Here is a 23,170-nt window from a genome sequence, read left to right as displayed (position 1 = left end):
GGGCAGATCGTGGCTTTCCCGTAGGGCGTTCATGCACCGCCTGCGTGCGGATTACAATGCCGGTCAGACCGGCCAAAGTTCACCTCATGAAAAACGTTCCGCACACCGTGACCGACGCCGCCATCGCGACGATCCGCGACCGGATCGAGGCAGGCGTGTATCCGGTCGGCAGCCTGCTGCCGGCCCAGCGCCAGCTCTCCGAGGAGCTGGAGATCAGCCGCGCGTCGCTGCGCGAGGCGCTGTCGACGCTCGAGGCGCTCGGGATGCTGCGCATCCGCGCGGGCAAGGGCGTGTATGTCGAAAGCGCGCAGGCCACGGCCGCCCATGCGTGGCGGTTCGCCGAGCAGTCGTCGCCGCCCGATACCTACCAGATGCGCTACGCGCTCGAAGGATTCGCCGCGCGAATGGCCGCGCACGTCGTCACCGACGACGACATCGCGTGGTTCGAGGACAATCTCGCCGACCTGCACGTCGCGCTCACCGAAAGCGAGCTCGACGCGGCATCGCAGCTCGACTTCGACTTCCACATGCGGATCATCCATCTCGCGGGCAACGCGGCGATCGAATCGATCCTGCGCAGCAGCGCCGACATCATGAAGGAAAGCCAGCGCATGCCGTTCTACCGGCGCGAGCTGCTGCTGTCGACGTGGACCGAGCACCGCGCGATCGTCGACGCGCTGATCGCACGCGATGCCGCCGCCGCGGGCACCGCGATCGAAACGCACATCGCGAACGCCGCGCAGCGCGCGGGCATCTTCTTCCCGACACCGCGCATCTGACGGCCCGGGCGGCCGCGCGCCGCCCCGTCGTACCGGTCAACCTCCCGACGGGTCCCGATACGCGAGCGCACGCTCGATGAACGCGCGCGCCGCGACGCTGCGGTACGCACCCTTGCGTGTCAGTAGCGCAGCCGTGCGCGCGGGCAGCGGCGGATCGATCTCCAGCGCGCACAGGTCGGCACTCTCGCGCGCGACCGCGTCGGGCAGCACCGTCGCGAGCCGGCCGCACCGCACGAGCTCCAGCACCGCGCTGACCGTATTCGTCTCGATCGCGATCTTCGGCCTCGCGCCGTGCTCGATGAAATAGCGGTCGATGCTCTCGCGCGTCGCGAACGCGCGGCTCAGCAGCACCAGCGGCTCGCCGCCGAGCTCGGCCGGCGTCAGCGCGCGGCGCCGCCGCGCAAGACGGTGCGTGCGGCCCGTCACGAGCGCGAGCGGCTCGTCCCACAGCGGCAGTGCGTCGACGTCCGGCGCGCGCGGCGGCATGAACGCGAAGCCCGCGTCGAGCCGGTCGTCGGCGAGCAGCGCCTCGATGCGTTCCTGCGGCATCGCGTCGATCGTCAGCGCGACGTTCGGATAGTCGGCAAGGAACGCGTCGATCAGCGAGCCGCTCAGGTAGGCCGCGAAGGTCGGCATCATCGCGAGCCGCAACGACCCGCTGCCGAGGCCGGCGACGTCGTGCAGCGCGCGCTGCCCCGTATCGAGCTCATGCAGCGCGGCACGCGCGTGGCGCGCATAGACCTCGCCGAACTCGGTGAGCTGCACCGCGCGGCCCGAGCGGTCGAACAGCTGCACGCCCAGCGTGTCCTCGAGCTGGCGGACCTGCTGCGACAGCGTCGGCTGCGACACGTGCAGCGCGTCGGCCGCGCGCGTGAAACTGCGCTGCTCGGCGACGGCCAGGAAATAGCGGATGTGGCGCAGTAGCATGGCGGCCGGTGTATTGGTTTTGCCAATGAAGACCATAACGATCCAGTCTTGGACGCTATGATTCGATTCCCGCATCATACGCACATCCGTTCCGGCACATCGCATCTGCCTTCCGCACCGGAACGGCCCGCCCGGGCCCGCCTGCCTGCGCCCGCCGCACGACGATCCGCCGCCCGCCCGATCCGGGCCCGGCCGCGATCCGCCCGGCGCGCATCGGTTCACCGCCGATCCGTTGACGCCGGCCCCGATTTCCGTCACCCCGCGCAGCCGACGGCCCCGTGCCGCCGGCCGGCGCCGCTGTTTTTCGCGACCATGGAACCGCATCAAGACAACCATCCTCCCCTGACCCGCGGCATGACGCTGCTGTTCGCGTGCGCGTGCGGCATCGTCATCGGCAACATCTATTACGCGCAGCCGCTGCTCGCCGCGATCGCGCACAGCTTCGGCCGCGCGCCGACCGAACTCGGCTATCTCGTCACGCTGACGCAGCTCGGGTATGCGGCGAGCCTGCTGCTGATCGTCCCGCTCGGCGACGCGGTCAACCGCCACACGCTGATCGTGCGGCTGCTGATGCTCAACGTCGTCGCGCTGGCCGCGGTCACGTTCAGCACGAACTTCACGATGTTCGTCGTCGCGAACGTCGCGGTCGGCTTCGTCACCTGTTCGACGCAGCTGCTGGTGCCGTTCGCGGCGTCGCTCGCCGACGCGCGCTCGCGCGGCCGCGCGGTCGGCACCGTGATGAGCGGGCTGCTGCTCGGCATCCTGCTCGCGCGCGTCGCGGCCGGTGCGATCGCCGACGGGTTCGGCTGGCGGGCCGTGTACGGCATCGCCGCGGTGATGGTGCTCGCGCTGACGGCCGTGCTCGCCGTGAAGCTGCCGAAGGATCGCCGCGACGCGCGCGTCGACTATGCGGCGCTGATGAAGTCGCTCGTCGCGCTGGTGCGCGCGCAACCGCTGATCGCGCTGCGCTCCGCCTACGGCGCGCTCGTGTTCGCGTGCTTCAGCCTGCTGTGGACGGGCCTCACGTTCCTGCTGAGCCAGCCGCCGTACAGCTATTCCGAAGGGCAGATCGGCCTGTTCGGCGTCGTCGGCGCGGTGGGCGCGCTCGCGGCGACGTCGGCCGGCCGGCTGGTCGATCGCGGACACGGCAATGCGGCGACGGGGTTGTTCGCGGCGGCCGTGCTCGCGTCGTTCGCGCTGATCGCGGCCGGCGCGCACTCGCTCGCGGCGCTGATCGCGGGCATCCTGCTGCTCGACGTCGGCGTGCAGGGCGTCCACATCTCGAACCAGAGCGTGATCTATGCGCTGGCCGGCAACGCGCGCAGCCGCGTGACGACGATCTACCTGACGAGCTACTTCATCGGCGGCGCGCTCGGGTCGTTCGCGGCGAGCGTCGCGTACGGCATCGACGGCTGGCGCGGCGTGTGCATCGCGGGCGCGGCGCTCGCGGGCGTGCTGGTCGTGTTGTGGCTCGCGTCGCAGCGCGTCGGCGTGCGGCAGGTCACGCAGTAATTCAGCGGGGCGTTTTCTCGTCACCATGAAAAAGGGCACGCCCCGCGAAGCGCGGGCGTGCCCTTTTCACGATCGCGTCGAGACAGTCGCGCGCCAGTGCGCGACCGTCACGCAGCCTCGTCGACGAAATCGATCAGCACCTTCATCGCACGCTGCCGGTCGCCGGCCAGTTCGAACGCGAGGTTCGCGTCGCGCATCGGGAACACGCGCGTGACGGCCGGCCGCAGGTCGACGCGCCCCGCATTGATGAGCTGCACCGCGAGCGCGAATTCCGCGTGAAAGCGGAACGAACCGCAGATCGACAGCTCCTTCGCGACCACGACGTTCTGCGGCAGGCTGACGTCGCCGCCGAGCCCGAGCTGCACGACGACCCCGCGCGGACGCATCACGTCCAGCCCGTCGCGCAGCGCGCGCGCATTGCCCGAACACTCGATCATCACGTCGAACGTGCCCTTGTCGGCGCTGTAGCGCTCGACCCATCCGGCGTCGGCCGCCGCGTTGATCGTGCGGTCGGCGCCGAGCGCGCTCGCCACTTCCAGCGGCGCCTCGACGACGTCGGTCGCGACGATCTCCGCCGCGCCGTGCACGCGCGCCGCCGCGACCGCGAGCACGCCGATCGGCCCGCAGCCCGACACGAGCACGCGCTTGCCGATCAGCGGGCCCGCGCGCGACACCGCGTGCAGCCCGACCGCGAACGGTTCGGCGAGCGCCGCCAGCGACATCGGCACGTGATCGGCGACCTTCACGCACTGCGCCGCGTCGCACACGAGCGCGTTGCGGAATGCGCCCTGCACGTGCGGCATCCGCATCGCGCTGCCGTAGAAGCGCATGTCGAGGCACTGGTTCGGCAGCCCTTCGAGGCAGTAGCGGCACGCACCGCACGGCCGGCTCGGATTGACCGCAACGCGATCGCCGACCTTCACCGACGTCACGTCCGGCGCGACTTCCGCGACCGTGCCGGCAACCTCGTGGCCGAGCACCATCGGCTGCTGCAGCCGGATCGCACCGAAGCCGCCGTGCCGGAAGTAATGGAGATCGGAGCCGCAGATGCCGCCCATCGCGACCTCGACGCGCACCTGCCCCGGGCCGATCTCGCCCGCGTCCTGCTCTTCCACCCGCAGGTCGTTCGGCCCGTGGATCACAACACACATGCAACGCATACGCATGACAGCCTCCTCAGACGACCGGCGTGACCAGCGGCACGCCGGCGAAGTGCGCGGCAAGGTTGTCGCGCACCAGCCAGCCCATCGCCTGGCGCGTCTCGATCGTGCCGCTCGCATGGTGCGGCTGCAGCAGCACGTTCGGCAACGCGAGGAAACGCGGGTCGATGCGCGGCTCGTTCCAGAACACGTCGAGCGCCGCACCGGCGATCGCACCGCGCTCGAGCGCGTCGAGCAGCGCGGGTTCGTCGACGGTCGTGCCGCGCGACACGTTCACCAGATAGCCTTGCGGCCCGAGCGCATCGAGCACGGCGGCGCCGACGAGGTGACGCGTCGCCGGCCCGCCCGCGAGCGTGACGATCAGCAGGTCGCACCAGCCGGCCAGCTCGGCGAGGTCGCCGAAAAAGCGGTGCGGGCTGTCCGCGCGCGGCGCGACGTCGAAGTAGCCGAGCTCGACGTCGAAGCCCGACAGCCGGCGCGCGATCGTCGAGCCGATCCGGCCGAAGCCGACCACGCCGACGCGCTTGCCATACAGCCGCGTGACGAGCGGCATGTCGCCGTCGCGCCAGGCGCCGGAACGCACGTACGCGTCGCCGGCGCCGATGCGGCGCATCAGCGCGAGCGCGAGCCCGACACCGAGGTCGGCCACGTCGCCGGTCAGCACGTCGGGCGTGTTCGTCACGCGGATGCCGCGCTCGCGCGCGGCGGCCAGGTCGATCGCATCGGTGCCGACGCCGTAGCACGCGATGATCTCGAGCTTCGGCAGCGCGGCGATCAGCGCGGCATTCGCGCCGAGATCGCCGCGTGTCGCGATCGCGCGCACGCCGGCGCCGTGTTCGGCGAGGAACGCCGCGCGGTCGGCGGCTTCCCACAGCCGGTGGACGTCATAACCTGCCGACAGCCATGCGTCGTCCCACGGCTGGTAAGGGCCCGTCATCAGCAGTTCGGGCCGCTGGGTCGATTCGTGCGCCATCTGCGCTTGCTCCTGTCGAGGTAAGTGGAATACGAAGGCAGGCCGGGCCGCGTCAGCCGCCCGGCCCGTTCATGCGTGCCGCGCGAGCGCATCGGCGCCCGGGGCCTGCGCCACCTGCGCCGCGTCGAGCGGATCGTCGAGATCGCGGTTCAGCGTTTCGGGCATCCGCGACGTCGTGAACAGCGTGATCAGCGTCAGCAGCACCAGGTACGCGGCGATCGGCACCCAGGCGCGCACGCCGGCCGCGTGATCGCCGCCGTGCAGCGCGATCACGGTCGCGATGATCGTCGCGCCGACGAGCGGCGCAATCCCGCCCGCCAGCACGGCCGACACTTCGCGCGAGAACGACACGCCCATGTAGCGATGGCGCGCGCCGAACAGTTCGGGCAGCAGCGCGGCCTGCGCGCCGAGCATCCCCCAGTTCGCGAAGCCCTGCGCGACCGAGATCGCGATCACGCTCGCGACCACGTTCCCCTGGCTGAAGATCCACCACACCGGGAACGCGAGCGCGAGCTGCAGCCACGCGAACGCGCGATACACGCGCACGCGGCCGAAGCGGTCGCTGAGCCGGCCCGCCAGCGGCACCGTACACGCGCCGACGGTCGCCGCGCACACCAGCGCGAGCGCGCCGATCGGCCCCTTCATGCCGATCACGCCCGCGAGATAGCTGACGGCGAGCGCCTGGTAGATCGACGAGCCGCCGTTCTCGGCCATCCGCAGGCCGATGCCGATCAGCAGCGAGCGCTTCGAATGCTGCACGGCGCTCTTCAGCGGATTCGCCGATACCTGCGCGCGCTTCTCGAGCCGCACGAAGGTCGGCGACTCGTGCAGCCGCACGCGCATGTAGATCCCGACCGCGACGATCACCGCGCTGAACAGGAACGGCACGCGCCAGCCCCAGCCGTCGGTGACGCGGTCGAGGTTGGCGAGCAGCAGGAAATAGACCGCGGCCGCCAGCACCGTGCCGAGCTGGATGCCCAGGAACGGCAGCGACGCATAGAAGCCGCGCTTGCCGGGCGGCGCGTATTCGGTCATCAGTACCGCGGCGCCGGCCTGCTCGGCGCCGGCACCGAGGCCCTGCAGGATGCGCAGCAGCACGAGCAGCCCGGGGGCCCAGTAGCCCGCCGTTTCGAAGGTCGGCAGCACGCCGATCAGCGTGCTCGCGACGCCCATCAGCAGCACCGTCGCCGTCAGCACGAACTTGCGGCCGATCCGGTCGCCGAGCACGCCGAACACGACCCCGCCGAGCGGGCGCACCGCAAAGCCGACGAAGTAGGTGCCGAAGCTCGCGATCAGCCGCATCTCGGCGGTCTGCGCGGGAAAGAACAGCGGCCCGAAAACCAGCGCCGATGCGAGCGTGTACAACGCGAAATCGTAGTATTCGAGCGCGCTGCCGAGCGAGCAGGTCCATGCCGCGCGGTTGAGCTGCTTCGTGTCGACGCCGCGGCGCTCGACGGTCTCGCCCGGCGCACCGGACCCTGCATCGTGCCGCGCGGGCGGCGGGGAAATGCGATCCATCGTTGTCTCCTGTCTCCTGCCTTCCGTTCCGGAACCCGGCCGCGTACCGCGACCGGGACATCGGCCCGCTCGTGCGGCGGGCTCTTCTGGGAATTCGGATGCCGGCCGCGGCCGGCGCAACGGCGCTGCGCGCATGGCGCGCTCGCGCCGCCGCTCAGACGGCGCTGGTCAGGCCGCCGTCGACGAACAGCGTCTGGCCGTTCACGAAATCGGACGCGGCCGATGCGAGGAAGATCGCCGCCCCGCACAGCTCGTCGACGCGCCCCCAGCGGCCGGCCGGCGTGCGCTTGCACAGCCAGTCCGAGAACGCGGCGTCGTCGACCAGCGCGCGGTTGAGTTCGGTTTCGAAATAGCCGGGCGCGAGGCCGTTCGCCTGGATGCCGTGGCGCGCCCAGTCGGCGCACATCCCTTTGGTCAGCATCCGCACCGCGCCCTTGGTCGCGGCATACGGCGCGATCGTCGGCCGCGCGAGCTCGCTCTGCACCGAGCAGATGTTGATGATCTTCCCGCGACCGCGCGCGATCATGTGCCGCGCCACCGCCTGCGCGACGTTGAACACGCCGTCGAGGTTCACGCGCATCAGTGCCTGCCAGTCGTCGGGTTCGAATGCGTCGAGCGGCGCGCGGCGCTGGATGCCCGCGTTGTTCACGAGGATGTCGATCGCGCCGACGCGCGCCTCGAAATCGTCGATCGCCGCACGCACCTGCGCGTGCTCGGCGACGTCGAATACCGCGTAGTCGGCCGTGAAGCCTTCCTCGCGCAGATGCCGCACGAGCGTCGCGGCCTTCTCCTCATTGCGATCGTTGATGACGATCGCCGCGCCGGCTTCGGCCAGCCCGCGGGCGAGCGTCAGCCCGATCCCGCGTCCGGAACCGGTAATCAGTGCGCGGCGGCCGTCGAGGCGGAACCGTTCGAGCGCGTGGGTCATGCGTGTCTCCTCGTGCCAGTCGAGCCGGCGGCCCATCGCGACCGGTCTCGTGTTGACGGTATCTTCGGCCGCCGGCCGGGCACCGCGCCAATGGTCTTTTTTGATCCGGTTATCATGAAATCTGATTACCGCCCACGCCTGCCCGCCGCCCATGGAACTCAAGCAATTGCGCGCCTTCGTCACGCTCGCGGAAGAGCTGCATTTCGGGCGCGCCGCGCAGCGCCTGTTCATCGTGCAACCCGCGCTGAGCATGCAGATCAAGGCGCTCGAGGAAGAACTCGGCGCACGCCTGTTCGAGCGCGACCGGCACAAGGTCGAACTGAGCGAGACGGGGCGTGTGTTCCTGCCCGAGGCACGCGCCACGCTGCAGCAGGCCGCGCGCGCGGAACAGATGGCGCGGCTGTCGAGCCGCGGCGAGATCGGCACGCTGCGGATCGCGTTCGTGTCGTCGGTGCTGCCCGCGCTGCTGCCGGCCGTGCTGCGCACGATGCGCGAGCGCTATCCGCTGATCACGCTCGAACTGAAGGACATGCCGACGCCCGACCAGGTCGCCGCACTGCGCGACCGGCGGATCGATTTCGGGATGATCCGGCTGCCGGCCGCGTATGCGGGCATCGACACGCGCGTGGTGCTCGAGGAAGGCTTCGTCGTCGCGCTGCCGCTCGACCATCCGCTCGCCGCGCACGACGCCATCCCGCCGGCCGCGCTGCGCGGCCAGCCCGCGTTCGTGCTCGCGCGCCGCTACGCGCCGGGCTTTCACGACGACATGCTGCTCGCGCTGAGCCGCGCGGGCACGACGCTCGAGATCGCGCAGGAGTTCGGGGAGTTCACGACGATGCTCGCGCTCGTCGCGGCGGGGATGGGAATCGGGCTGATGCCGGCGGAGGCTGCCAGCGCGCTGCCGCCGAACGTGCTCGCGCGGCCGCTCGACCTGGCCGGGCACCGTACCGGTATCGGCCTCGCGTGGACCGATCTCGACAGCCCGCTGAAGCGCGCGTTCGTCGACGCGCTCGAACACGTGACGGCGAACGCCGGGCAATAAAAAACCCGGCCGGAAAACCGGGCCGGGCTCGTTCGCCACGCCGGCCGCCTTGCGGCGGCCGCGCAACGTGCGGGATTACTTCGCGTTCGCGAATGCGACAGCCGTATCCAGCATGCGGTTCGAGAAACCCCACTCGTTGTCGTACCAGCTCGACACCTTCACGAGGCGGCCCGACACCTTGGTCAGCGTTGCGTCGAACGTCGACGAAGCCGGGTTGTGGTTGAAGTCGATCGACACCAGCGGTGCGTCGTTGTAGCCGAGGATGCCCTTCAGCGCGCCTTCCGATGCTTCCTTCATGATCGCGTTGACTTCCTCGACCGTCGTGTCGCGCTTCGCGATGAACGACAGGTCGACGATCGACACGTTGATCGTCGGGACGCGGATCGCGTAACCGTCGAGCTTGCCGTTCAGTTCCGGCAGCACGAGGCCGACGGCCGAAGCCGCGCCCGTCTTCGTCGGGATCTGGCTGTGGGTAGCCGAACGCGCGCGGCGCAGGTCTTCGTGATAGACGTCCGTCAGCACCTGGTCGTTGGTGTAAGCGTGGATCGTCGTCATCAGGCCGGTTTCGAGGCCGATCTTGTCGTTCAGCGGCTTGACGAGCGGCGCGAGGCAGTTCGTCGTGCACGATGCGTTCGAGATGACCGTGTGCTCGGCCTTCAGCACGTCGTGGTTCACGCCGTAGACGATCGTCGCGTCGACGTCCTTGCCGCCCGGTGCCGAGATGATGACCTTCTTCGCGCCGCCCTTCAGGTGCGCGCTCGCCTTTTCCTTCGTCGTGAAGAAGCCCGTGCATTCCATCACGACGTCGACGCCCAGCTCGCCCCACGGCAGTTCTGCCGGGTTGCGGTTCGCCAGCACGCGGATCTTGTCGCCGTTCACGACGAGGTAATCGCCGTCGACCGACACTTCGCCCGGGAACTTGCCGTGCGCGGTGTCGTACTGGGTCAGGTGCGCGTTGGTCTTCGCATCGCCCAGGTCGTTGATCGCGACGATCTCGAGATCGTGCTTCTTGCCGTTTTCATAGAACGCGCGCAGCGTGTTGCGGCCGATACGGCCGTAGCCGTTGATTGCGACGCGAATCGTCATGGTCTATCTCCTGATGGCTGAAAAAATTCGTTTCGTGCAGCTTCACGTGCGACGCGCGCGAGGGGTGGCGCGCGTCGCGTATGTCTTTAGGCCAGCACGGCCTTGGCGGTCTCGACGACGTGCTCGACGGTGAAGCCGAAGTACTTGAACAGTACGCCGGCCGGTGCCGATTCGCCGAACGTGTCGATCCCGACGACGCCGCCCTCGAGGCCGACGTACTTGTGCCAGAACGACGTCACGCCCGCTTCGATCGCGACACGGCGCACGCCGTGCGGCAGCACGCGTTCACGGTATTCGGCGTCCTGGCGGTCGAACACGTTGGTCGACGGCATCGACACGACGCGTGCCGCGATGCCTTGCTGCGCGAGCGGCTCGACGGCCTTCATCGCGAGTTCGACTTCCGAGCCCGTCGCGATCAGGATGATCTTGCGCGCGACGATCTCTTCGTCCCAGTCCTTCAGCACGTAGCCGCCCTTCTCGATGTTCGCGATCTGCGCATCGGTACGCGGGTTGAATGCCAGGTTCTGGCGGCTGAAGATCAGGCTCGACGGACGGTCGGCAGCGACCGCGTGGGTCCACGCGACGGCCGTCTCGACCGTGTCGGCCGGACGCCACACGTCGTGGTTCGGGATCAGGCGCAGGCTCGACACGTGCTCGATCGACTGGTGGGTCGGGCCGTCTTCGCCGAGGCCGATCGAATCGTGCGTGAACACGAAGATCGACGGCACCTTCATCAGCGCGGCTACGCGCAGCGCGTTGCGGCTGTAGTCGGAGAACGTCAGGAACGTGCCGCCGAACGGCTTGTGGCCGCCATGCAGCGCGAGGCCGTTGATCGCGGCGCTCATGCCGAATTCGCGCACGCCGTAGTTGATGTGGTTGCCCAGCACGACGCCCGGGCCTTCCGGATTCGCGCGGACGGCCTTCGACGCCTTCCAGTTGGTCAGGTTCGAGCCGGTCAGGTCGGCCGAGCCGCCGAGCAGCTCCGGCAGCGCGGCAGCCAGCCCTTCGATCGCCTGCTGCGACGCCTTGCGGGTCGCGACCGTCTCGGCGCGCTCGTTCGCGCCGGCGATGATCGCCGCGGCCTTTTCAGCCCAGTCGGCCGGCAGCTTGTTGGCCATCCGGCGCTCGAATTCGGCGGCTTCTGCCGGGAACTTCGCGCGATAGGCGGCGAACGTCGCGTCCCATTCGGTTTCGGCGCGCTTGCCGGCTTCCTTCGCATCCCATGCCGCGTAGACTTCCTGCGGGATCACGAACGGCTCCCACTTCCAGCCGAGCGCTTCGCGCGTCTTCGCGATTTCTTCCGCGCCGAGCGCCGCGCCGTGCACGTCGTGGCCGCCGGCCTTGGTCGCCGCGCCCTGGCCGATCACCGTCTTGCAGCAGATCAGCGTCGGCTTGTCCGACAGCTTCGCCTTCGCGATGGCCGCGTCGACCGCGTCGACGTCATGGCCGTTCACGTTCGGGATCACGTTCCAGCCGTACGCTTCGAAGCGCTTCGGGGTGTCGTCGTGGAACCAGTTCACGACGTCGCCGTCGATCGAGATGCCGTTGTCGTCGTACAGCGCGATCAGCTTGTTCAGCTTCAGCGTGCCGGCGAGCGAGCAGGCTTCGTGCGAGATGCCTTCCATCAGGCAGCCGTCGCCGAGGAACACGTACGTGTGGTGATCGACGATCTTCGCGCCGTCACGGTTGAACTCGTCGGCCATCAGCGCTTCGCCGAGCGCCATGCCGACCGCGTTCGCGAGACCCTGGCCGAGCGGGCCGGTGGTCGTCTCGACGCCCGGCGTGATGCCGTATTCCGGGTGGCCCGGCGTCTTCGAGTGCAGCTGGCGGAAGTTCTTCAGCTCTTCGATCGGCAGGTCGTAGCCGGTCAGGTGCAGCAGCGAGTACAGCAGCATCGAGCCATGGCCGTTCGACAGCACGAAGCGATCACGGTCGGCCCAGTGCGGGTTCGTCGGGTTGTGCTTCAGGTGGCGCGACCAGAGCGCGACGCCGATTTCGGCCATGCCCATCGGCATGCCGGGGTGGCCGGAGTTCGCTTGCTGGACGGCGTCCATCGCGAGCGCGCGGATCGCGTTGGCCATCAGGGTGGTAGAGGCGGGAGACGAAGTCGTCATGTCGAGTCCGGAGAACGAGTCGAGGAAACGGGGCACGGCGGCATCCGGAAGCTCGGGCGTCGATCGTTCCCGGCGCGCGGTGCGGCGCCTGACGGACGCGAAGCGGACGGAGCCTACGGACGAGGCTGCAAAGCTCGTCATTTTAACAGATGGCCTGACATTTCCCTTGTCGGCGCGTAGTGTTCCGGCACGGTTTTCCGTCAAACCGCCCGCCTCCTATAATTCAGACGTCGGAACTCCCTGCCCTGGCGGCCCGCCCGTGAGCACGACCCTTCTTTTTCATCCCACGCCCGACGCCACGTACGGCTTCCCGAACGCCCGTCGGCTCGCGCACGTCGCGTCGCCGCACCAGCAGATCGAAGTCTGGGAAACGCCGCAGCTCGGCCGCCTGTTTACGCTGGACGGCCGGCCGATGACGTCGGTCGGCGACGAATACGTGTACCACGAGTGCATGACGCACCCGGCCGCGCTCGCGCATCCGTGCCCGAGGAAGGCGCTCGTGCTCGGCGGCGGCGACGGCGGCGCCGCGCGCCAGTTGCTCAAGCACGCATGCATCGAGCGGATCGTCGTCGCGGAGCTCGACGACGAAGTGGTCGGCATGGCGCGCCGTTATCTCGACGACGTGCACCAGGGTGCGCTCGACGACCCGCGCGTCGAGGTCGTGATCGGCGACGCCGCGCATTTCGTCACGTCGACCGTCGAGCACTTCGATCTCGTCGTGTTCGATCTCACGCCGCCCGATTCGCCGGCGGCCGGCCTCTACACGCGCGAGTTCTATGCGCGACTCAAGCGGATCCTGACGCCGCGCGGCGCGATCTCGATGCACCTCGGCTCGCCGGTGTTCCACGCGGCGCGCATCGCCGCGCTGCTCGACGACCTGCGCGCGAGCTTCGCGGTCGTCGATCCGCTGTCCGCGCATGTGCCGCTGTACGGCTCGCAGTGGCTGATGGCGATCGCGAGCGACACGCTCGATGCGGCCGCGCTGTTCGCGCATGACGTCGACGAACGGCTCGCGGCCCGCCGCGTCGGCGGCTTGCGCTATTACGATGCGCGACTGCATGCGTCCCTCTTTGCCCTGCCGCGCGCGCTGCGCGATACACTGGGCGTTCGCCGCTGAGCGTCGGCGCGGTCGCCTCGCTTTCCCGTCGGGTCTTCGCAAAATGCGTGACGTGCAGCACCGGGGCGAGTCGCCCCGGACGCCGCGCCGACCCCTGAACGAACGCCGAAGCATGGAATCAGCGCACGCGCCGAAGCGCCCACACAGGAGATTTTCATGACCGATCCACGTCCGGCCAACGTGCCTTGGTTGACACCCTACCTGGCCGTACGCAACGCGCGCGCGGCCATCGATTTCTTCAAGGCCGCATTCGGCTTCGAGCTGCGCGACGTGCACGACGAGGACGGCGCGATCATGCACGTCGAGATGGCCTACCGCGGCCAGTTGATCGTGATGTTCGCGCCCGAGGGTGCGTTCGGCTCGACCGCACTCACGCCGAAGAGCGCGAACGCCACCGCGCCGCAGTCGTTCTACCTGTATGTCGACGACGTCGACGCCACCTGGCAGCGCGCGCTCGACGCGGGCGCGAAATCGCTGAGCCCGCCGCAGGATCAGTTCTGGGGCGACCGGTTCGCGCAGATCGAGGATCTCGACGGCTACCGATGGGCGCTCGGGCGCCGTCTCGACGCATGACCCCAACCGCTACACGCATGAACGAAGCCACCACCACCGCGGCCGTGCCGCGCTTTTTCGTCGACGCGGCACTGCGCGCCGACGCCACGCTCGCGTTGCCGGCCGATGTCGCGCGCCACGTGCAGGTGCTGCGCCTGCAGCCCGGCGACGTGCTCGCGCTGTTCGACGGCACGGGCGGCCAGTACCGCGCGCGGCTCGTCGAGATCGACAAGCGCAGCGCGCTCGCACAGATCGACACGTTCGAGCCGGCCGAAGCCGAGCCGCCTTATCGCGTGACACTCGCGCAAGGCATCGCCGGCGGCGACAAGATGGACTGGGTGATCGAGAAAGCCGTCGAGCTCGGCGTTGCCGCGGTCGTGCCGCTGTCGACCGCGCGCGGCGTCGTGAAGCTCGCCGGCGAGCGCGCGGACAAGCGTGTCGCGCACTGGCGCGGCGTCGTGCGCGCGTCGTGCGAACAATGCGGGCGCAACCGCGTGCCCGACGTCGCGCAGGTCACCGGCTTCAACGCGTGGCTCGATACGCTGCCGGCCGCACCGGCCGACGGCGAACTGCGGCTGCTGCTGTCGCCGCGCGCGAGCATCCCGTTCGCGTCGCTGCCCGACGCGCCGCCTGCGGCAACCGTCACGCTGCTGATCGGGCCGGAAGGCGGGCTGTCGCCGGACGAGGAAAACGCGGCCCGCGCACGCGGGTTCACCGCGCTGTCGCTCGGGCCCCGCGTGCTGCGCACCGAGACGGCCGGTGCGGCGGTGCTCGCGGCGCTCGCGGCGCGCTGGGGCGGGTGGTGATGGCGATGCGCGGCCGGGCACGCGCCGCTGCATGACGACGGCGCACGGCGACGCGGGTCAGCGCGCCACGCTCAACGGCTCGATATCGATGACGGGCGAAGTCTTGAGCGCCGACGCCAGCGCGTCGAGGTTGTCCGCGTCGAGCGCGAGCGCCGGCCCGGTGATCCGCAGCGTCCGGGCCGGCGGTGTCGCCCGGATCGCCTTGAGCAGCGGGCCGCGATAGCGCAGGTTCATCATCATCTGTACCGCCGGCACGATGCCGATCGGCCGGCCGTCATGCTGGAACGTGGCCGCGTCCACCGTGTCGTTCCAGCCCTGGATGAAGCCGCCGGCGTCGATCCGCGTGTTCAGGTCGATCCATTGCTGCTTCTTCGCGTCCACGCTGTCGTCCGACGCCCGCAGCGCGTCGGCCGCGCGGCTCACGTCGGCATCGTGCTTCGCGCGCCATGCCATGTAGCCGAGCGCGAACACCATGTTGTCCGGCAGGATGTCGTCGGCCTCCACGACGTCGAACAGGCGCCGCGGCGCCTGGTTCGCGACGAACGCCGGCGTCAGGATCCACACGCTCCCGTTGCGCAACGCGCCGGTCGTCCTGCCGAGCGCGGGCTCGCCGCTGTCGACCGCGATGCGCGTCAGCAGGCCGGCCTCGACCAGCTCGTCCAGTTGCGCCGCCAGCGCCGGCGACGCGTGAATCGCGCGGGCCACCGCAGCATACTGGCCTGGCGTCGAGCGCGTGCGCAGATCGGCGAGCAGCCGCTCGACGGCCGCGTGCGCCGCCGGCGAACCCGGCAACGAGGCCGGTTCGGCGGCGCTCGCCCCCGCCCCCGCCACGGCCGCGCCGCACACCGCAACAACCACCGCGGCAACCCGCATCCCTCGTGTGAGGATCCCCATCGTTCACTCCCCGTTCGAATGCGCGGCACGCCGGCCATGTGCAGCGGCCGCGATCAAGCCGCTTACTTGCCGGCTTCGCCGCCCGCCGAGCCGATCGGATCCAGCAGTGCGTCGACCAGCGGCGACAGCACGTCACCCGGAGAGCCCGTGAGCCAGCCCTTCTCGTTCGTGCCGTAGAGATCGACCTGCCCCGTCACGGTGCGGCCCATCGGCGCCTCGTCGTAGACATGCGCCATGCCGGAGAAAAACTCGGCGAGGAAGGCCGTCCGGGCCTTGTCGGTCTTCAGGCGCGGGTTGCCCAGCTTCTCCTTCAGCGCCTTCACGCCGGGCCCCACGTCCACGACACGGCACGAAAAATCGACCGTCGCGATGGATTCGCCCTCCACATACTCGTTCGGCTTCTGCGTCGAACCGGTCGCCTTGCATTCGGAACGGGCCAGCACATGCTGATACGACGTGATCGACGCGCTGACCGGTGCGCGCAACGCCGCGCGAGACCTGGCCGGCATCTTCGACAGCAGCGCGGCGATCATGTTGTCGCGCATCGTGTCGCCGAGCTTCGGGATGGCCGCGACGTCGAGCGCGTCCTTGCCTTTGAAGCGCGTGCGCATTGCATCGTTGAACTGCACCGCCTGGGCGACGTCGCCGTTGACGAAGGTACCGAGATACAGATCGGTGGTCTGCTCGGGCGTCAGCACCGCCGCGTGCGCGGCACCGGCCGCGACGAGCGCGGACAGCACGGCCGCCCGCGCGGCCTGGAACAACGGAAAACGCGCGCCGCGGCGCGCATGAAGGGTAACGTTCATCGGTCGGGTCATGTCGGTGTCGAATCGATCGGGCCGGCGCGGCGGCCTCATTGCTGGCTGGCGGCGATCGCCGCGACGACCGGGCCGGACAGCGCGTCGACGACGGGCTTCAGCAGGCTTTCGGGGCTGTCGGTCGTCCAGCCCTTGCTGTCCGAACCGACCATCTCCACCTGCCCCGTGATGCGCCGGCTGACCGGTGCGTCGTTGAACGCCCGCGCCAGGCCCGTGTATATCGTTTTGGCCGCCGCGAAGCGCTGCGGGTCGGTTTTCGCGCTCGCGCGCGCTTTCATGGCCTCGTCTCCCGGCGGCGTGACGTCGGCCACCTTGCACTCGAAACTGACCGTGACACGGTCCTGCCCATTCCCGCCTGCGCCCGGCGTGCGCTTTACACCGGTGGCGTTGCATTGCGAGCGCCGCAACGCGCCCGTGTACGCGACCACCATCGAGTCGAGCGACGGCGCCAGCGCCTCGCGCCCGGATTCCGACAGCATCGCCATTACCTGCCCGAGCATCTGTTCACGCATGTCGCCGTACATGTCGGCCGGCAACAACATGTTCCGGGCATCCTTCGGATCGGCGCTCGCACGCACCGAGTCGTTGAATTGCTCGACCTTGGCCGCGTCGTTGTTGACGATGGCGCCCAGATAAATGTCGACAGTCTGTTCGGGTGTGAGTGGCGCGGCCTGCGCGGCCAGCGGGATGCCGAGCGACAGGGCGCACGCGGCCAGCGCGTGCACGAGCGGACGGCGCGCACGGGCGGGCGCCGCGAATCGGGTAGCGGTCATGGGAAACGGCCCTCTCTCGAATGATTGGTGTTGTGCGCCCGGCCGCGGCGGCCGCCGCGGCCGGGCCGATCGATTGTCGCGGAAAAAAGTGCGCGATGAAAGGTCTTTGTCGGGCCGGACGCCGCCCACGCATCACGCGCGGACGCAAAAAAGCCCGCTCGAAGCGGGCTTTTGACGGAGGTTCGCCGGATCGGCCGTTGGCCGCCCCGTGCTTACGCGAACGAGTAGAACACGCGGAACGCGACCTTGCGCTCGGCCCAGAACTCGGCCGCCTCGCGGAACACGTCGAGCAGCGTCTCGCGCCCTTCCTTGTCGAATTTCTGCGCGATCGGCAGCCCTTCGAGGACGATCACGAAACCGGGCTGCGCGCCGGCCTTCGCGACGAGGTCGGTCAGGCAGTCGTACAGCGCGTCGTAGTTCTTCCCGAAATGCTTCGGGAACAGGAACGACGTCGCGATCGTTTCCATCACTTCCTGCTTCGACTGCGCGGCGCCGCAATACGCATACAGGAAATGCTGGCCGAGCCGGCCGGCTTCGTCGGCAAGATCCTGCACGCGGAACGCGCGGATCGACTGCACGAGATTGGGTCGCACGGTCGTGAAAAGGCTCATAGGCTCCTCGTTCGATGAAAGCCCGGGCTCGGCTTCCTGTTGCTCCGGCGTGCCGCCGGCCTGCGCCGCCGCGTGCAGTTGAATCACGCGCTGAAACAGATTGCCGTCGCCGGCCGCGAACAGTTCCGCCGCCGCCGTTTCGTGCGCGTAGATGGAGTCGCTCATGCCATTCGTCCCGAAGTCATTCAACAATACGTTTAAAACTGTTGTAGTGGTCGCCCGTGTAATAACAGTTGTCGATCCGGCGCAACGGCCCGCCACAGACGATCCGGCGCGCGCCGCGATTGCGGGCACGCGGCGTCGGTACCGTGTACTCATGGTAGTAGCCGCGCTTCGCTTTTGGCAGGATCCGCTCGCGGTTGCCAAACACGACGCCGTCTTTCTCGTACGGATAGGGGCCGCCAGCGCCGATCAGGCCCAGCGTGGTCACGGCCTCGCGCGGAAGACTGGCGGTCGGGATCGTATCGAGCCCGCTCGCCGCGACGTCGGCCGCAACGGCCTCCCGTGCGTAAGCGGCGGAAACCAGACTGCCCGTCGGCGTGCCGACGATACCCATCGCGAACATCGCGAAGACGGACGCGAGCGCGCCGTTGCGGAGCCACTTGCGTGCCATGAACCAGGGTTCCCGCTGTTAAATCAAGTAGTTGACGACCAACAAAGGCGTTAGCGTAGCGTTATTGTCCGCGCGAATCAATGTCCGTTTGGGAATCGAAAGCATCGCGATGCCCGGAACGGCGCATTTTTTACCGAAATTACACTACATTTATCTTACACAGGATAAAATAAAGGCGGCATCGCTCGTATGGCAAGACCTGCCTCCTTGCCGCGCTCGCTACCAGGAGTGGAGGGATGCTGCTGTTGCCTTGAGGGAAGCGCGTTTGCGCCCTGCCCGCGGCGTGCCCTTTGCGGGCACGCCTCTTTTTGCTTTTGTTTACAATTTCGCCCGACGCGCCACGCCGGTTCGACCGGCCTGGCGCGTTCGTTTTGGCTCAGCGCGTGGCGTTCACGTCGGCGACCAGCAGCGCCGCCATGTTGACGATGCGACGAACGGTCGCCGATTCGGTCAGCACGTGCACCGGCTGCGCGGCACCCAGCAGGATCGGCCCGATCGCGATGTTGTTGCCCGCAGCCGTCTTCAGCAGGTTGTACGCGATGTTCGCGGCGTCGATGTTCGGCAGGATCAGCAGGTTCGCTTCGCCTTCCAGCGTCGATTCCGGCAGGATTTCCTTGCGCAGCGCCGCGTCGAGCGCGACGTCGCCGTGCATCTCGCCGTCGACCTTCAGCTCCGGCGCATGTTCCTGCAGGATCGCGAGCGTATCGCGCATCTTCTTCGCCGAAGGTGCATTGCTCGTACCGAAATTCGAGTGCGACACCAGCGCGACCTTCGGCTCGATGCCGAAGCGGCGCACTTCTTCCGCAGCCATGATCGTGATCTCGGCCAGTTCCTCCGGGGTCGGATCGACGTTCACGTGCGTGTCGACGAGGAAGATCTGGCGGCCCGGCAGCACGAGGCCGTTCATCGCCGCGTACACGCTGCAGCCCGGACGCTTGCCGATCACCTGGTCGATGAAGTGCAGGTGGCGGTGCGTGGTGCTGATCGTGCCGCAGATCATCCCGTCCGCTTCGCCCTTCTTCACCAGCATCGAGCCGATCAGCGTGGTGCGGCGGCGCATCTCGACGCGCGCGAGCTGCTCGCTGATGCCCTTGCGCGCCATCATCTTGTAGTACGTCTGCCAGAAGTCGCGGTAGCGCTCGTCGTGCTCGGTGTTGACGACCGTGAAATCGGTGCCCGGCGTCAGGCGCAGGCCATAGCGCTGGATACGGTGCTCGATCACCGACGGGCGGCCGATCAGGATCGGCTTCGCGAGTTTTTCGTCGACGATGATCTGAACGGCACGCAACACGCGCTCTTCTTCGCCTTCCGCGAATACAACGCGCTTCTTCTCTTCCGGCGCGGCGCGCGCGATCTGGAAGATCGGCTTCATCGTCGTGCCGCTGTGGTACACGAACTGCTGCAGGTGCTGCTTGTACGCGTCCATGTCCTCGATCGGGCGCGTCGCGACGCCGCCGTCCATCGCGGCCTGCGCGACAGCCGGCGCGATCTTCACGATCAGGCGCGGATCGAACGGCTTCGGAATCAGGTATTCGGGCCCGAACGACAGATCCTGGATGCCGTATGCGGTCGCGACGATGTCGCTCTGCTCGTGCTGCGCGAGTTCGGCGATCGCGTTGACGGCCGCGATCTCCATTTCACGCGTGATCGTCGTCGCGCCGACGTCGAGTGCGCCACGGAAGATGAACGGGAAGCACAGGACGTTGTTGACCTGGTTCGGGTAGTCGGTGCGGCCGGTCGCGAGGATCGCGTCGGGGCGCACTTCGAGCGCCGCTTCCGGCAGGATTTCCGGCGTCGGGTTCGCGAGCGCGAGGATCAGCGGGCGCTCGGCCATGCCCTTCACCATCTCCGGCTTCAGCACGCCGGCAGCCGACAGGCCGAGGAAGATGTCCGCGCCGTCGATCACTTCAGCCAGCGTCCGGGCTTCCGTTTCGCGGGCGAAACGCTCCTTGTCCGGGTCCATCAACTCGGTGCGGCCCTTGTAGACCACACCGGCCAGGTCGGTCACCGTGATGTTCTCGAGCGGCAGGCCGATGTCGACCAGCAGGTCGAGACACGCGAGCGCGGCCGCGCCCGCGCCGGACGCGACGAGCTTGACCTTCTTGATGTCCTTGCCGACGACCTTCAGCCCGTTCGTGACGGCCGCGGCCACGACGATCGCGGTGCCGTGCTGGTCGTCGTGGAACACCGGGATCTTCATCCGCTTGCGCGCTTCGCGCTCGACGATGAAGCAGTCGGGCGCCTTGATGTCTTCCAGGTTGATCCCGCCGAAGGTCGGCTCCAGCGCGGCGATCACGTCGACGAGCTTGTGCGGATCCGACTCGTTCAGCTCGATGTCGAACACGTCGATGCCCGCGAACTTCTTGAACAGCACCGCCTTGCCTTCCATCACCGGCTTCGACGCGAGCGGCCCGATGTTGCCGAGACCGAGCACCGCCGTGCCGTTCGTGACGACGCCGACCAGGTTGCTGCGCGCGGTGAAGCGTGCCGCGTTGAGCGGATTCTCGACGATCTCCTCGCACGCGTACGCCACACCCGGCGAGTACGCGAGCGCGAGGTCGCGCTGGTTGATCATCTGCTTGGTCGGGGCGATCGCGATCTTCCCGGGGGTCGGGAATTCGTGATAGTCGAGGGCGGCTTCGCGGAGCTTGGCTTTGGAGGAGGATTGGGTGGACATGTGTCTCGTGACGGGCGGATTAGAATAACTGTTCGACGGCATTGTAGCGCCAATCATCGGCCGCCAGACCGGCGATTCGGGTGCAACAGCCGCGACAAAAATGGTCCGGATGGTGCAGAAGCGCCGCCGTTCGCCTCGTACAATGCCGTTCCTTCAACCGTTCCGGATCGCCCGCCGTGCCAGCCGCCCTCTCCGAGTTTTCACTGATCGAACGCTTCTTCACGCGCCGCGCCGCGCAGGGCGCGCGCGCGTCGACGCTCGGTATCGGCGACGATTGCGCGCTGATCACGCCTCGATCCGGGAAATTGCTGGCCATTTCGACGGACATGCTGGTGGAAGGCCGCCACTTCTTTCCCGATGTCGCGCCCGACGCCCTCGGCCACAAGACGCTCGCAGTCAACCTGTCCGACCTCGCGGCGATGGGCGCCGAGCCGCGCGCCTTCACGCTCGCGTGCGCGCTGCCGCGTGCCGACGCGGCGTGGCTGGAAGCATTCAGCAACGGGCTGTTCGCGCTCGCCGAGCGCTACGGCTGCGAGCTGATCGGCGGCGACACCACGAGCGGCCCGTTGAACCTGTGCGTCACCGTATTCGGCGAAGTCGCGCCCGACGCCGCACTGCGGCGCGATGCCGCGCGCGACGGCGACGACGTCTGGGTGTCCGGCACGCTCGGCGATGCGCGCGCCGGCCTCGGCGTCGCGCGCGGCGAATGGGCAGCCGGCGCGGCCGAAGCCGCTGCGTTCCGACGTGCGCTCGAGCGCCCCGAGCCGCGCATCGCGCTCGGCCTGGCGCTCGCGGGCGTCGCGCACGCGGCGCTCGACATCTCGGACGGCCTCGCCGGCGACCTGCAGCACATCCTTTCCCGCTCGCACGTGTGCGCCGAGATCGATGCCGACGCGGTGCCGCGCTCGGCCGCGCTCGCGACGCTGCCGCCCGACGTGCAGCGACGCTGCACGCTGGCCGGCGGCGACGACTACGAACTGTGCTTCACCGCGCCGGCGGCGGCCCGCGCGGCGGTCGAAGCGGCCGGCCTGACGGCCGGCGTGCCGGTCACGCGAATCGGTACAATACGCGCGTTGTCCGCGCCGTCGGAACAGCCCGCGATCGCGTGGCGCGACGCCGCCGGCGCGCCCCTCGCCCTCACGTTGCACGGCTTCGACCACTTCCATGCAGACTGACCCGACGCCCGCGCACGCCGCGGCCGAGCCCGGCGCCGCACCGGGCGGACACGCGCCGCAGCGCGCGACCGCCCGCTTCATGCTGTCGCACCCCGCGCACCTCGTGTCGCTCGGCTTCGGCAGCGGGCTCGCGCCGCTCATGCCCGGCACGTTCGGCTCGCTGTTCGGCTGGCTCACGTTCGTCGTGCTCAACCGCTACCTGACGGTGCCCGAATGGTGGGCGCTGATCGCGGTCGGCTTCGTGGCGGGCACGTGGCTCACCGGCTTCACCGCGAGAAAGATGGGCAGGTCCGATCCGGGCGCCGTCGTCTGGGACGAAATCGTCGCGATCTGGCTCGTGATGCTGTTCGTCACGCCCGCGACCTTCATCGGCCAGTTATGGGCGTTCGTCGCGTTCCGCATCTTCGACATGCTCAAGCCGCCGCCGATCCGCTATTTCGAGCGCCGCCTGAAAGGCGGGCTCGGCATCATGGTCGACGACCTGGTCGCAGCGTTCATGACGCTGCTCGTGATCGCCCTGTGGCGCTCCGTCGTCGGCTGACCGATTTCCCGACTCCCGTTTCCCGACGCGCATGCCAACCGATTCCGTCGTCCACCAGCTTGCGATCCGCGCAGGCAACAAGCTGCGTGACGAGCACCTGACGCTCGCCACCGCCGAATCCTGCACCGGCGGCATGATCGCAACCGCGATCACCGACATCTCCGGCAGCAGCCAGTGGTTCGAGCGCGGCTTCGTCACGTACTCGAACCAGGCCAAGATCGACATGATCGGCGTGCCGCCCGACCTGATCGACAAGCACGGCGCCGTCAGCGAGCCCGTCGCGCGCGCGATGGCCGAAGGCGCGCTGCGCAACAGCCGCGCGCAGGTCGCGCTGTCCGTCACCGGCATCGCGGGGCCGGCCGGCGGCAGCGAGAAGAAACCGGTCGGCACCGTGTCGTTCGGCTGGAGCAACCGGCTGCATACCGACGTCGAGACGCTCGTGTTCAAGGGCGACCGCGATCAGATCCGCACGCAGGCGGCCGCGCATGCCCTGCGCGGGCTGCTGAAGCTGCTCGACGAGCGCGAGGGCTGACCGGGCCGGGGTGCCCGCCGCG

At 68.9% G+C, this 23,170-nt stretch carries 22 protein-coding genes; 9 read left to right on the top strand and 13 right to left on the bottom strand.

From position 1 onward, the window contains the following. The first annotated feature begins 56 nt into the window (after nt 1-56). The gene (locus VK92_RS12645) at nt 57-779 is read left to right on the top strand and encodes a FadR/GntR family transcriptional regulator (RefSeq protein ID WP_081052479.1); all 723 of its coding nucleotides are present in this window, start codon (nt 57-59) and stop codon (nt 777-779) included. 36 nt (nt 780-815) lie between these two features. Here the strand turns inward: VK92_RS12645 and cynR are convergent, their stop codons facing one another. Next, the gene (gene cynR / locus VK92_RS12640; protein WP_048026139.1) at nt 816-1,706 is read right to left on the bottom strand and encodes a transcriptional regulator CynR; all 891 of its coding nucleotides are present in this window, start codon (nt 1,704-1,706) and stop codon (nt 816-818) included. 312 nt (nt 1,707-2,018) lie between these two features. On the opposite strand from cynR, the gene VK92_RS12635 reads away from it, so the two are divergent. Next, nucleotides 2,019-3,218, top strand: coding sequence for an MFS transporter (locus VK92_RS12635; protein ID WP_042974892.1), 1,200 nt, complete (start codon nt 2,019-2,021; stop codon nt 3,216-3,218). Nucleotides 3,219-3,325: 107 nt separating this feature from the next. On the opposite strand, the gene VK92_RS12630 is transcribed toward VK92_RS12635, so the two are convergent. From VK92_RS12630 to VK92_RS12615, 4 genes are all read right to left on the bottom strand, one after another. Beyond that, nucleotides 3,326-4,384, bottom strand: coding sequence for an L-idonate 5-dehydrogenase (locus tag VK92_RS12630; RefSeq protein WP_048026130.1), 1,059 nt, complete (start codon nt 4,382-4,384; stop codon nt 3,326-3,328). A gap of 10 nt (nt 4,385-4,394) precedes the next feature. Continuing rightward, nucleotides 4,395-5,351, bottom strand: a complete 957-nt coding sequence (locus VK92_RS12625) for a 2-hydroxyacid dehydrogenase (RefSeq protein WP_048026129.1) — start codon at nt 5,349-5,351, stop codon at nt 4,395-4,397. Nucleotides 5,352-5,420: 69 nt separating this feature from the next. Further along, entirely contained in the window at nt 5,421-6,869 is a 1,449-nt protein-coding gene (locus VK92_RS12620) for an MFS transporter (RefSeq protein ID WP_048026128.1), read from the bottom strand. A 154-nt stretch (nt 6,870-7,023) separates the two neighbouring features. Next, a complete protein-coding gene (locus tag VK92_RS12615) occupies nt 7,024-7,797 on the bottom strand; it encodes an SDR family NAD(P)-dependent oxidoreductase (RefSeq protein WP_027788397.1) in 774 nt (257 codons plus the stop codon). 151 nt (nt 7,798-7,948) lie between these two features. Between VK92_RS12615 and VK92_RS12610 the strand changes: the two genes are divergently transcribed. Further along, on the top strand, nt 7,949-8,839 hold the full coding sequence (locus VK92_RS12610) for a LysR substrate-binding domain-containing protein (RefSeq protein WP_021159274.1): 891 nt from the start codon (nt 7,949-7,951) through the stop codon (nt 8,837-8,839). Nucleotides 8,840-8,914: 75 nt separating this feature from the next. Here the strand turns inward: VK92_RS12610 and gap are convergent, their stop codons facing one another. Both gap and tkt read right to left on the bottom strand, forming a co-directional pair. After that, entirely contained in the window at nt 8,915-9,925 is a 1,011-nt protein-coding gene (gene gap / locus VK92_RS12605; protein ID WP_006485712.1) for a type I glyceraldehyde-3-phosphate dehydrogenase, read from the bottom strand. An 86-nt stretch (nt 9,926-10,011) separates the two neighbouring features. Further along, complete coding sequence (gene tkt, locus VK92_RS12600) at nt 10,012-12,039, bottom strand: transketolase (RefSeq protein ID WP_048026127.1); 2,028 nt, start codon at nt 12,037-12,039, stop codon at nt 10,012-10,014. Between the two features lie 259 nt (nt 12,040-12,298). On the opposite strand from tkt, the gene speE reads away from it, so the two are divergent. From speE to VK92_RS12585, 3 genes are all read left to right on the top strand, one after another. Next, nucleotides 12,299-13,156, top strand: coding sequence for a polyamine aminopropyltransferase (gene speE, locus VK92_RS12595; protein WP_048026126.1), 858 nt, complete (start codon nt 12,299-12,301; stop codon nt 13,154-13,156). 156 nt (nt 13,157-13,312) lie between these two features. After that, nucleotides 13,313-13,729 carry a VOC family protein gene (locus tag VK92_RS12590; RefSeq protein ID WP_021159271.1) on the top strand — a complete coding sequence of 139 codons (417 nt, stop codon included), beginning with the start codon at nt 13,313-13,315 and terminating at the stop codon, nt 13,727-13,729. Nucleotides 13,730-13,746: 17 nt separating this feature from the next. After that, on the top strand, nt 13,747-14,514 hold the full coding sequence (locus VK92_RS12585; protein ID WP_048026125.1) for a 16S rRNA (uracil(1498)-N(3))-methyltransferase: 768 nt from the start codon (nt 13,747-13,749) through the stop codon (nt 14,512-14,514). A 57-nt stretch (nt 14,515-14,571) separates the two neighbouring features. Here VK92_RS12585 and VK92_RS12580 read toward each other — a convergent pair whose 3' ends face one another. The 6 genes from VK92_RS12580 to VK92_RS12555 form a co-directional block, all read right to left on the bottom strand. Beyond that, nucleotides 14,572-15,408, bottom strand: coding sequence for a hypothetical protein (locus VK92_RS12580; protein ID WP_048026124.1), 837 nt, complete (start codon nt 15,406-15,408; stop codon nt 14,572-14,574). Between the two features lie 62 nt (nt 15,409-15,470). Continuing rightward, complete coding sequence (locus VK92_RS12575; RefSeq protein WP_048026123.1) at nt 15,471-16,214, bottom strand: hypothetical protein; 744 nt, start codon at nt 16,212-16,214, stop codon at nt 15,471-15,473. A 47-nt stretch (nt 16,215-16,261) separates the two neighbouring features. Next, entirely contained in the window at nt 16,262-16,951 is a 690-nt protein-coding gene (locus VK92_RS12570; RefSeq protein ID WP_124590439.1) for a hypothetical protein, read from the bottom strand. A 260-nt stretch (nt 16,952-17,211) separates the two neighbouring features. Next, nucleotides 17,212-17,775, bottom strand: a complete 564-nt coding sequence (locus VK92_RS12565) for a barstar family protein (RefSeq protein WP_021159266.1) — start codon at nt 17,773-17,775, stop codon at nt 17,212-17,214. Between the two features lie 16 nt (nt 17,776-17,791). Beyond that, entirely contained in the window at nt 17,792-18,223 is a 432-nt protein-coding gene (locus VK92_RS12560) for a ribonuclease domain-containing protein (RefSeq protein WP_021159265.1), read from the bottom strand. A gap of 376 nt (nt 18,224-18,599) precedes the next feature. Further along, nucleotides 18,600-20,942 carry an NADP-dependent malic enzyme gene (locus tag VK92_RS12555; RefSeq protein ID WP_269150515.1) on the bottom strand — a complete coding sequence of 781 codons (2,343 nt, stop codon included), beginning with the start codon at nt 20,940-20,942 and terminating at the stop codon, nt 18,600-18,602. Between the two features lie 134 nt (nt 20,943-21,076). On the opposite strand from VK92_RS12555, the gene thiL reads away from it, so the two are divergent. From thiL to VK92_RS12540, 3 genes are read left to right on the top strand one after another with little or no spacing between them, the layout of a single operon-like run. Next, on the top strand, nt 21,077-22,075 hold the full coding sequence (thiL, locus tag VK92_RS12550; RefSeq protein ID WP_048026120.1) for a thiamine-phosphate kinase: 999 nt from the start codon (nt 21,077-21,079) through the stop codon (nt 22,073-22,075). Further along, on the top strand, nt 22,065-22,616 hold the full coding sequence (locus tag VK92_RS12545) for a phosphatidylglycerophosphatase A family protein (protein ID WP_021161867.1): 552 nt from the start codon (nt 22,065-22,067) through the stop codon (nt 22,614-22,616). The genes thiL and VK92_RS12545 overlap by 11 nt, the downstream gene beginning before the upstream one ends. Nucleotides 22,617-22,647: 31 nt before the next feature. After that, nucleotides 22,648-23,148 (top strand): CinA family protein, encoded by a 501-nt coding sequence (locus tag VK92_RS12540; protein WP_021161868.1) that lies wholly within the window; start codon nt 22,648-22,650, stop codon nt 23,146-23,148. Nucleotides 23,149-23,170 lie beyond the last annotated feature (22 nt).

Origin of the sequence: Burkholderia sp. LK4, assembly GCF_001043615.1 — a bacterium.
Classification (GTDB): domain Bacteria; phylum Pseudomonadota; class Gammaproteobacteria; order Burkholderiales; family Burkholderiaceae; genus Burkholderia; species Burkholderia cepacia.
The sequence above is the reverse complement of the archived record's forward strand: the minus strand, read 5'-3'. Positions and strand labels throughout refer to the sequence as shown.

Bases quoted from the DNA above. Each gene is read 5' to 3' on its own strand.
- VK92_RS12645 (WP_081052479.1), top strand. From the start codon at position 57: ATGCCGGTCAGACCGGCCAAAGTTCACCTCATGAAAAACGTTCCGCAC.
- cynR (WP_048026139.1), bottom strand. From the start codon at position 1,706: ATGCTACTGCGCCACATCCGCTATTTCCTGGCCGTCGCCGAGCAGCGC.
- VK92_RS12635 (WP_042974892.1), top strand. From the start codon at position 2,019: ATGGAACCGCATCAAGACAACCATCCTCCCCTGACCCGCGGCATGACG.
- VK92_RS12630 (WP_048026130.1), bottom strand. From the start codon at position 4,384: ATGCGTATGCGTTGCATGTGTGTTGTGATCCACGGGCCGAACGACCTG.
- VK92_RS12625 (WP_048026129.1), bottom strand. From the start codon at position 5,351: ATGGCGCACGAATCGACCCAGCGGCCCGAACTGCTGATGACGGGCCCT.
- VK92_RS12620 (WP_048026128.1), bottom strand. From the start codon at position 6,869: ATGGATCGCATTTCCCCGCCGCCCGCGCGGCACGATGCAGGGTCCGGT.
- VK92_RS12615 (WP_027788397.1), bottom strand. From the start codon at position 7,797: ATGACCCACGCGCTCGAACGGTTCCGCCTCGACGGCCGCCGCGCACTG.
- VK92_RS12610 (WP_021159274.1), top strand. From the start codon at position 7,949: ATGGAACTCAAGCAATTGCGCGCCTTCGTCACGCTCGCGGAAGAGCTG.
- gap (WP_006485712.1), bottom strand. From the start codon at position 9,925: ATGACGATTCGCGTCGCAATCAACGGCTACGGCCGTATCGGCCGCAAC.
- tkt (WP_048026127.1), bottom strand. From the start codon at position 12,039: ATGACGACTTCGTCTCCCGCCTCTACCACCCTGATGGCCAACGCGATC.
- VK92_RS12590 (WP_021159271.1), top strand. From the start codon at position 13,313: ATGACCGATCCACGTCCGGCCAACGTGCCTTGGTTGACACCCTACCTG.
- VK92_RS12585 (WP_048026125.1), top strand. From the start codon at position 13,747: ATGAACGAAGCCACCACCACCGCGGCCGTGCCGCGCTTTTTCGTCGAC.
- VK92_RS12580 (WP_048026124.1), bottom strand. From the start codon at position 15,408: ATGGGGATCCTCACACGAGGGATGCGGGTTGCCGCGGTGGTTGTTGCG.
- VK92_RS12575 (WP_048026123.1), bottom strand. From the start codon at position 16,214: ATGAACGTTACCCTTCATGCGCGCCGCGGCGCGCGTTTTCCGTTGTTC.
- VK92_RS12565 (WP_021159266.1), bottom strand. From the start codon at position 17,775: ATGAGCGACTCCATCTACGCGCACGAAACGGCGGCGGCGGAACTGTTC.
- VK92_RS12560 (WP_021159265.1), bottom strand. From the start codon at position 18,223: ATGGCACGCAAGTGGCTCCGCAACGGCGCGCTCGCGTCCGTCTTCGCG.
- VK92_RS12555 (WP_269150515.1), bottom strand. From the start codon at position 20,942: ATGCCGTCGAACAGTTATTCTAATCCGCCCGTCACGAGACACATGTCC.
- VK92_RS12545 (WP_021161867.1), top strand. From the start codon at position 22,065: ATGCAGACTGACCCGACGCCCGCGCACGCCGCGGCCGAGCCCGGCGCC.
- VK92_RS12540 (WP_021161868.1), top strand. From the start codon at position 22,648: ATGCCAACCGATTCCGTCGTCCACCAGCTTGCGATCCGCGCAGGCAAC.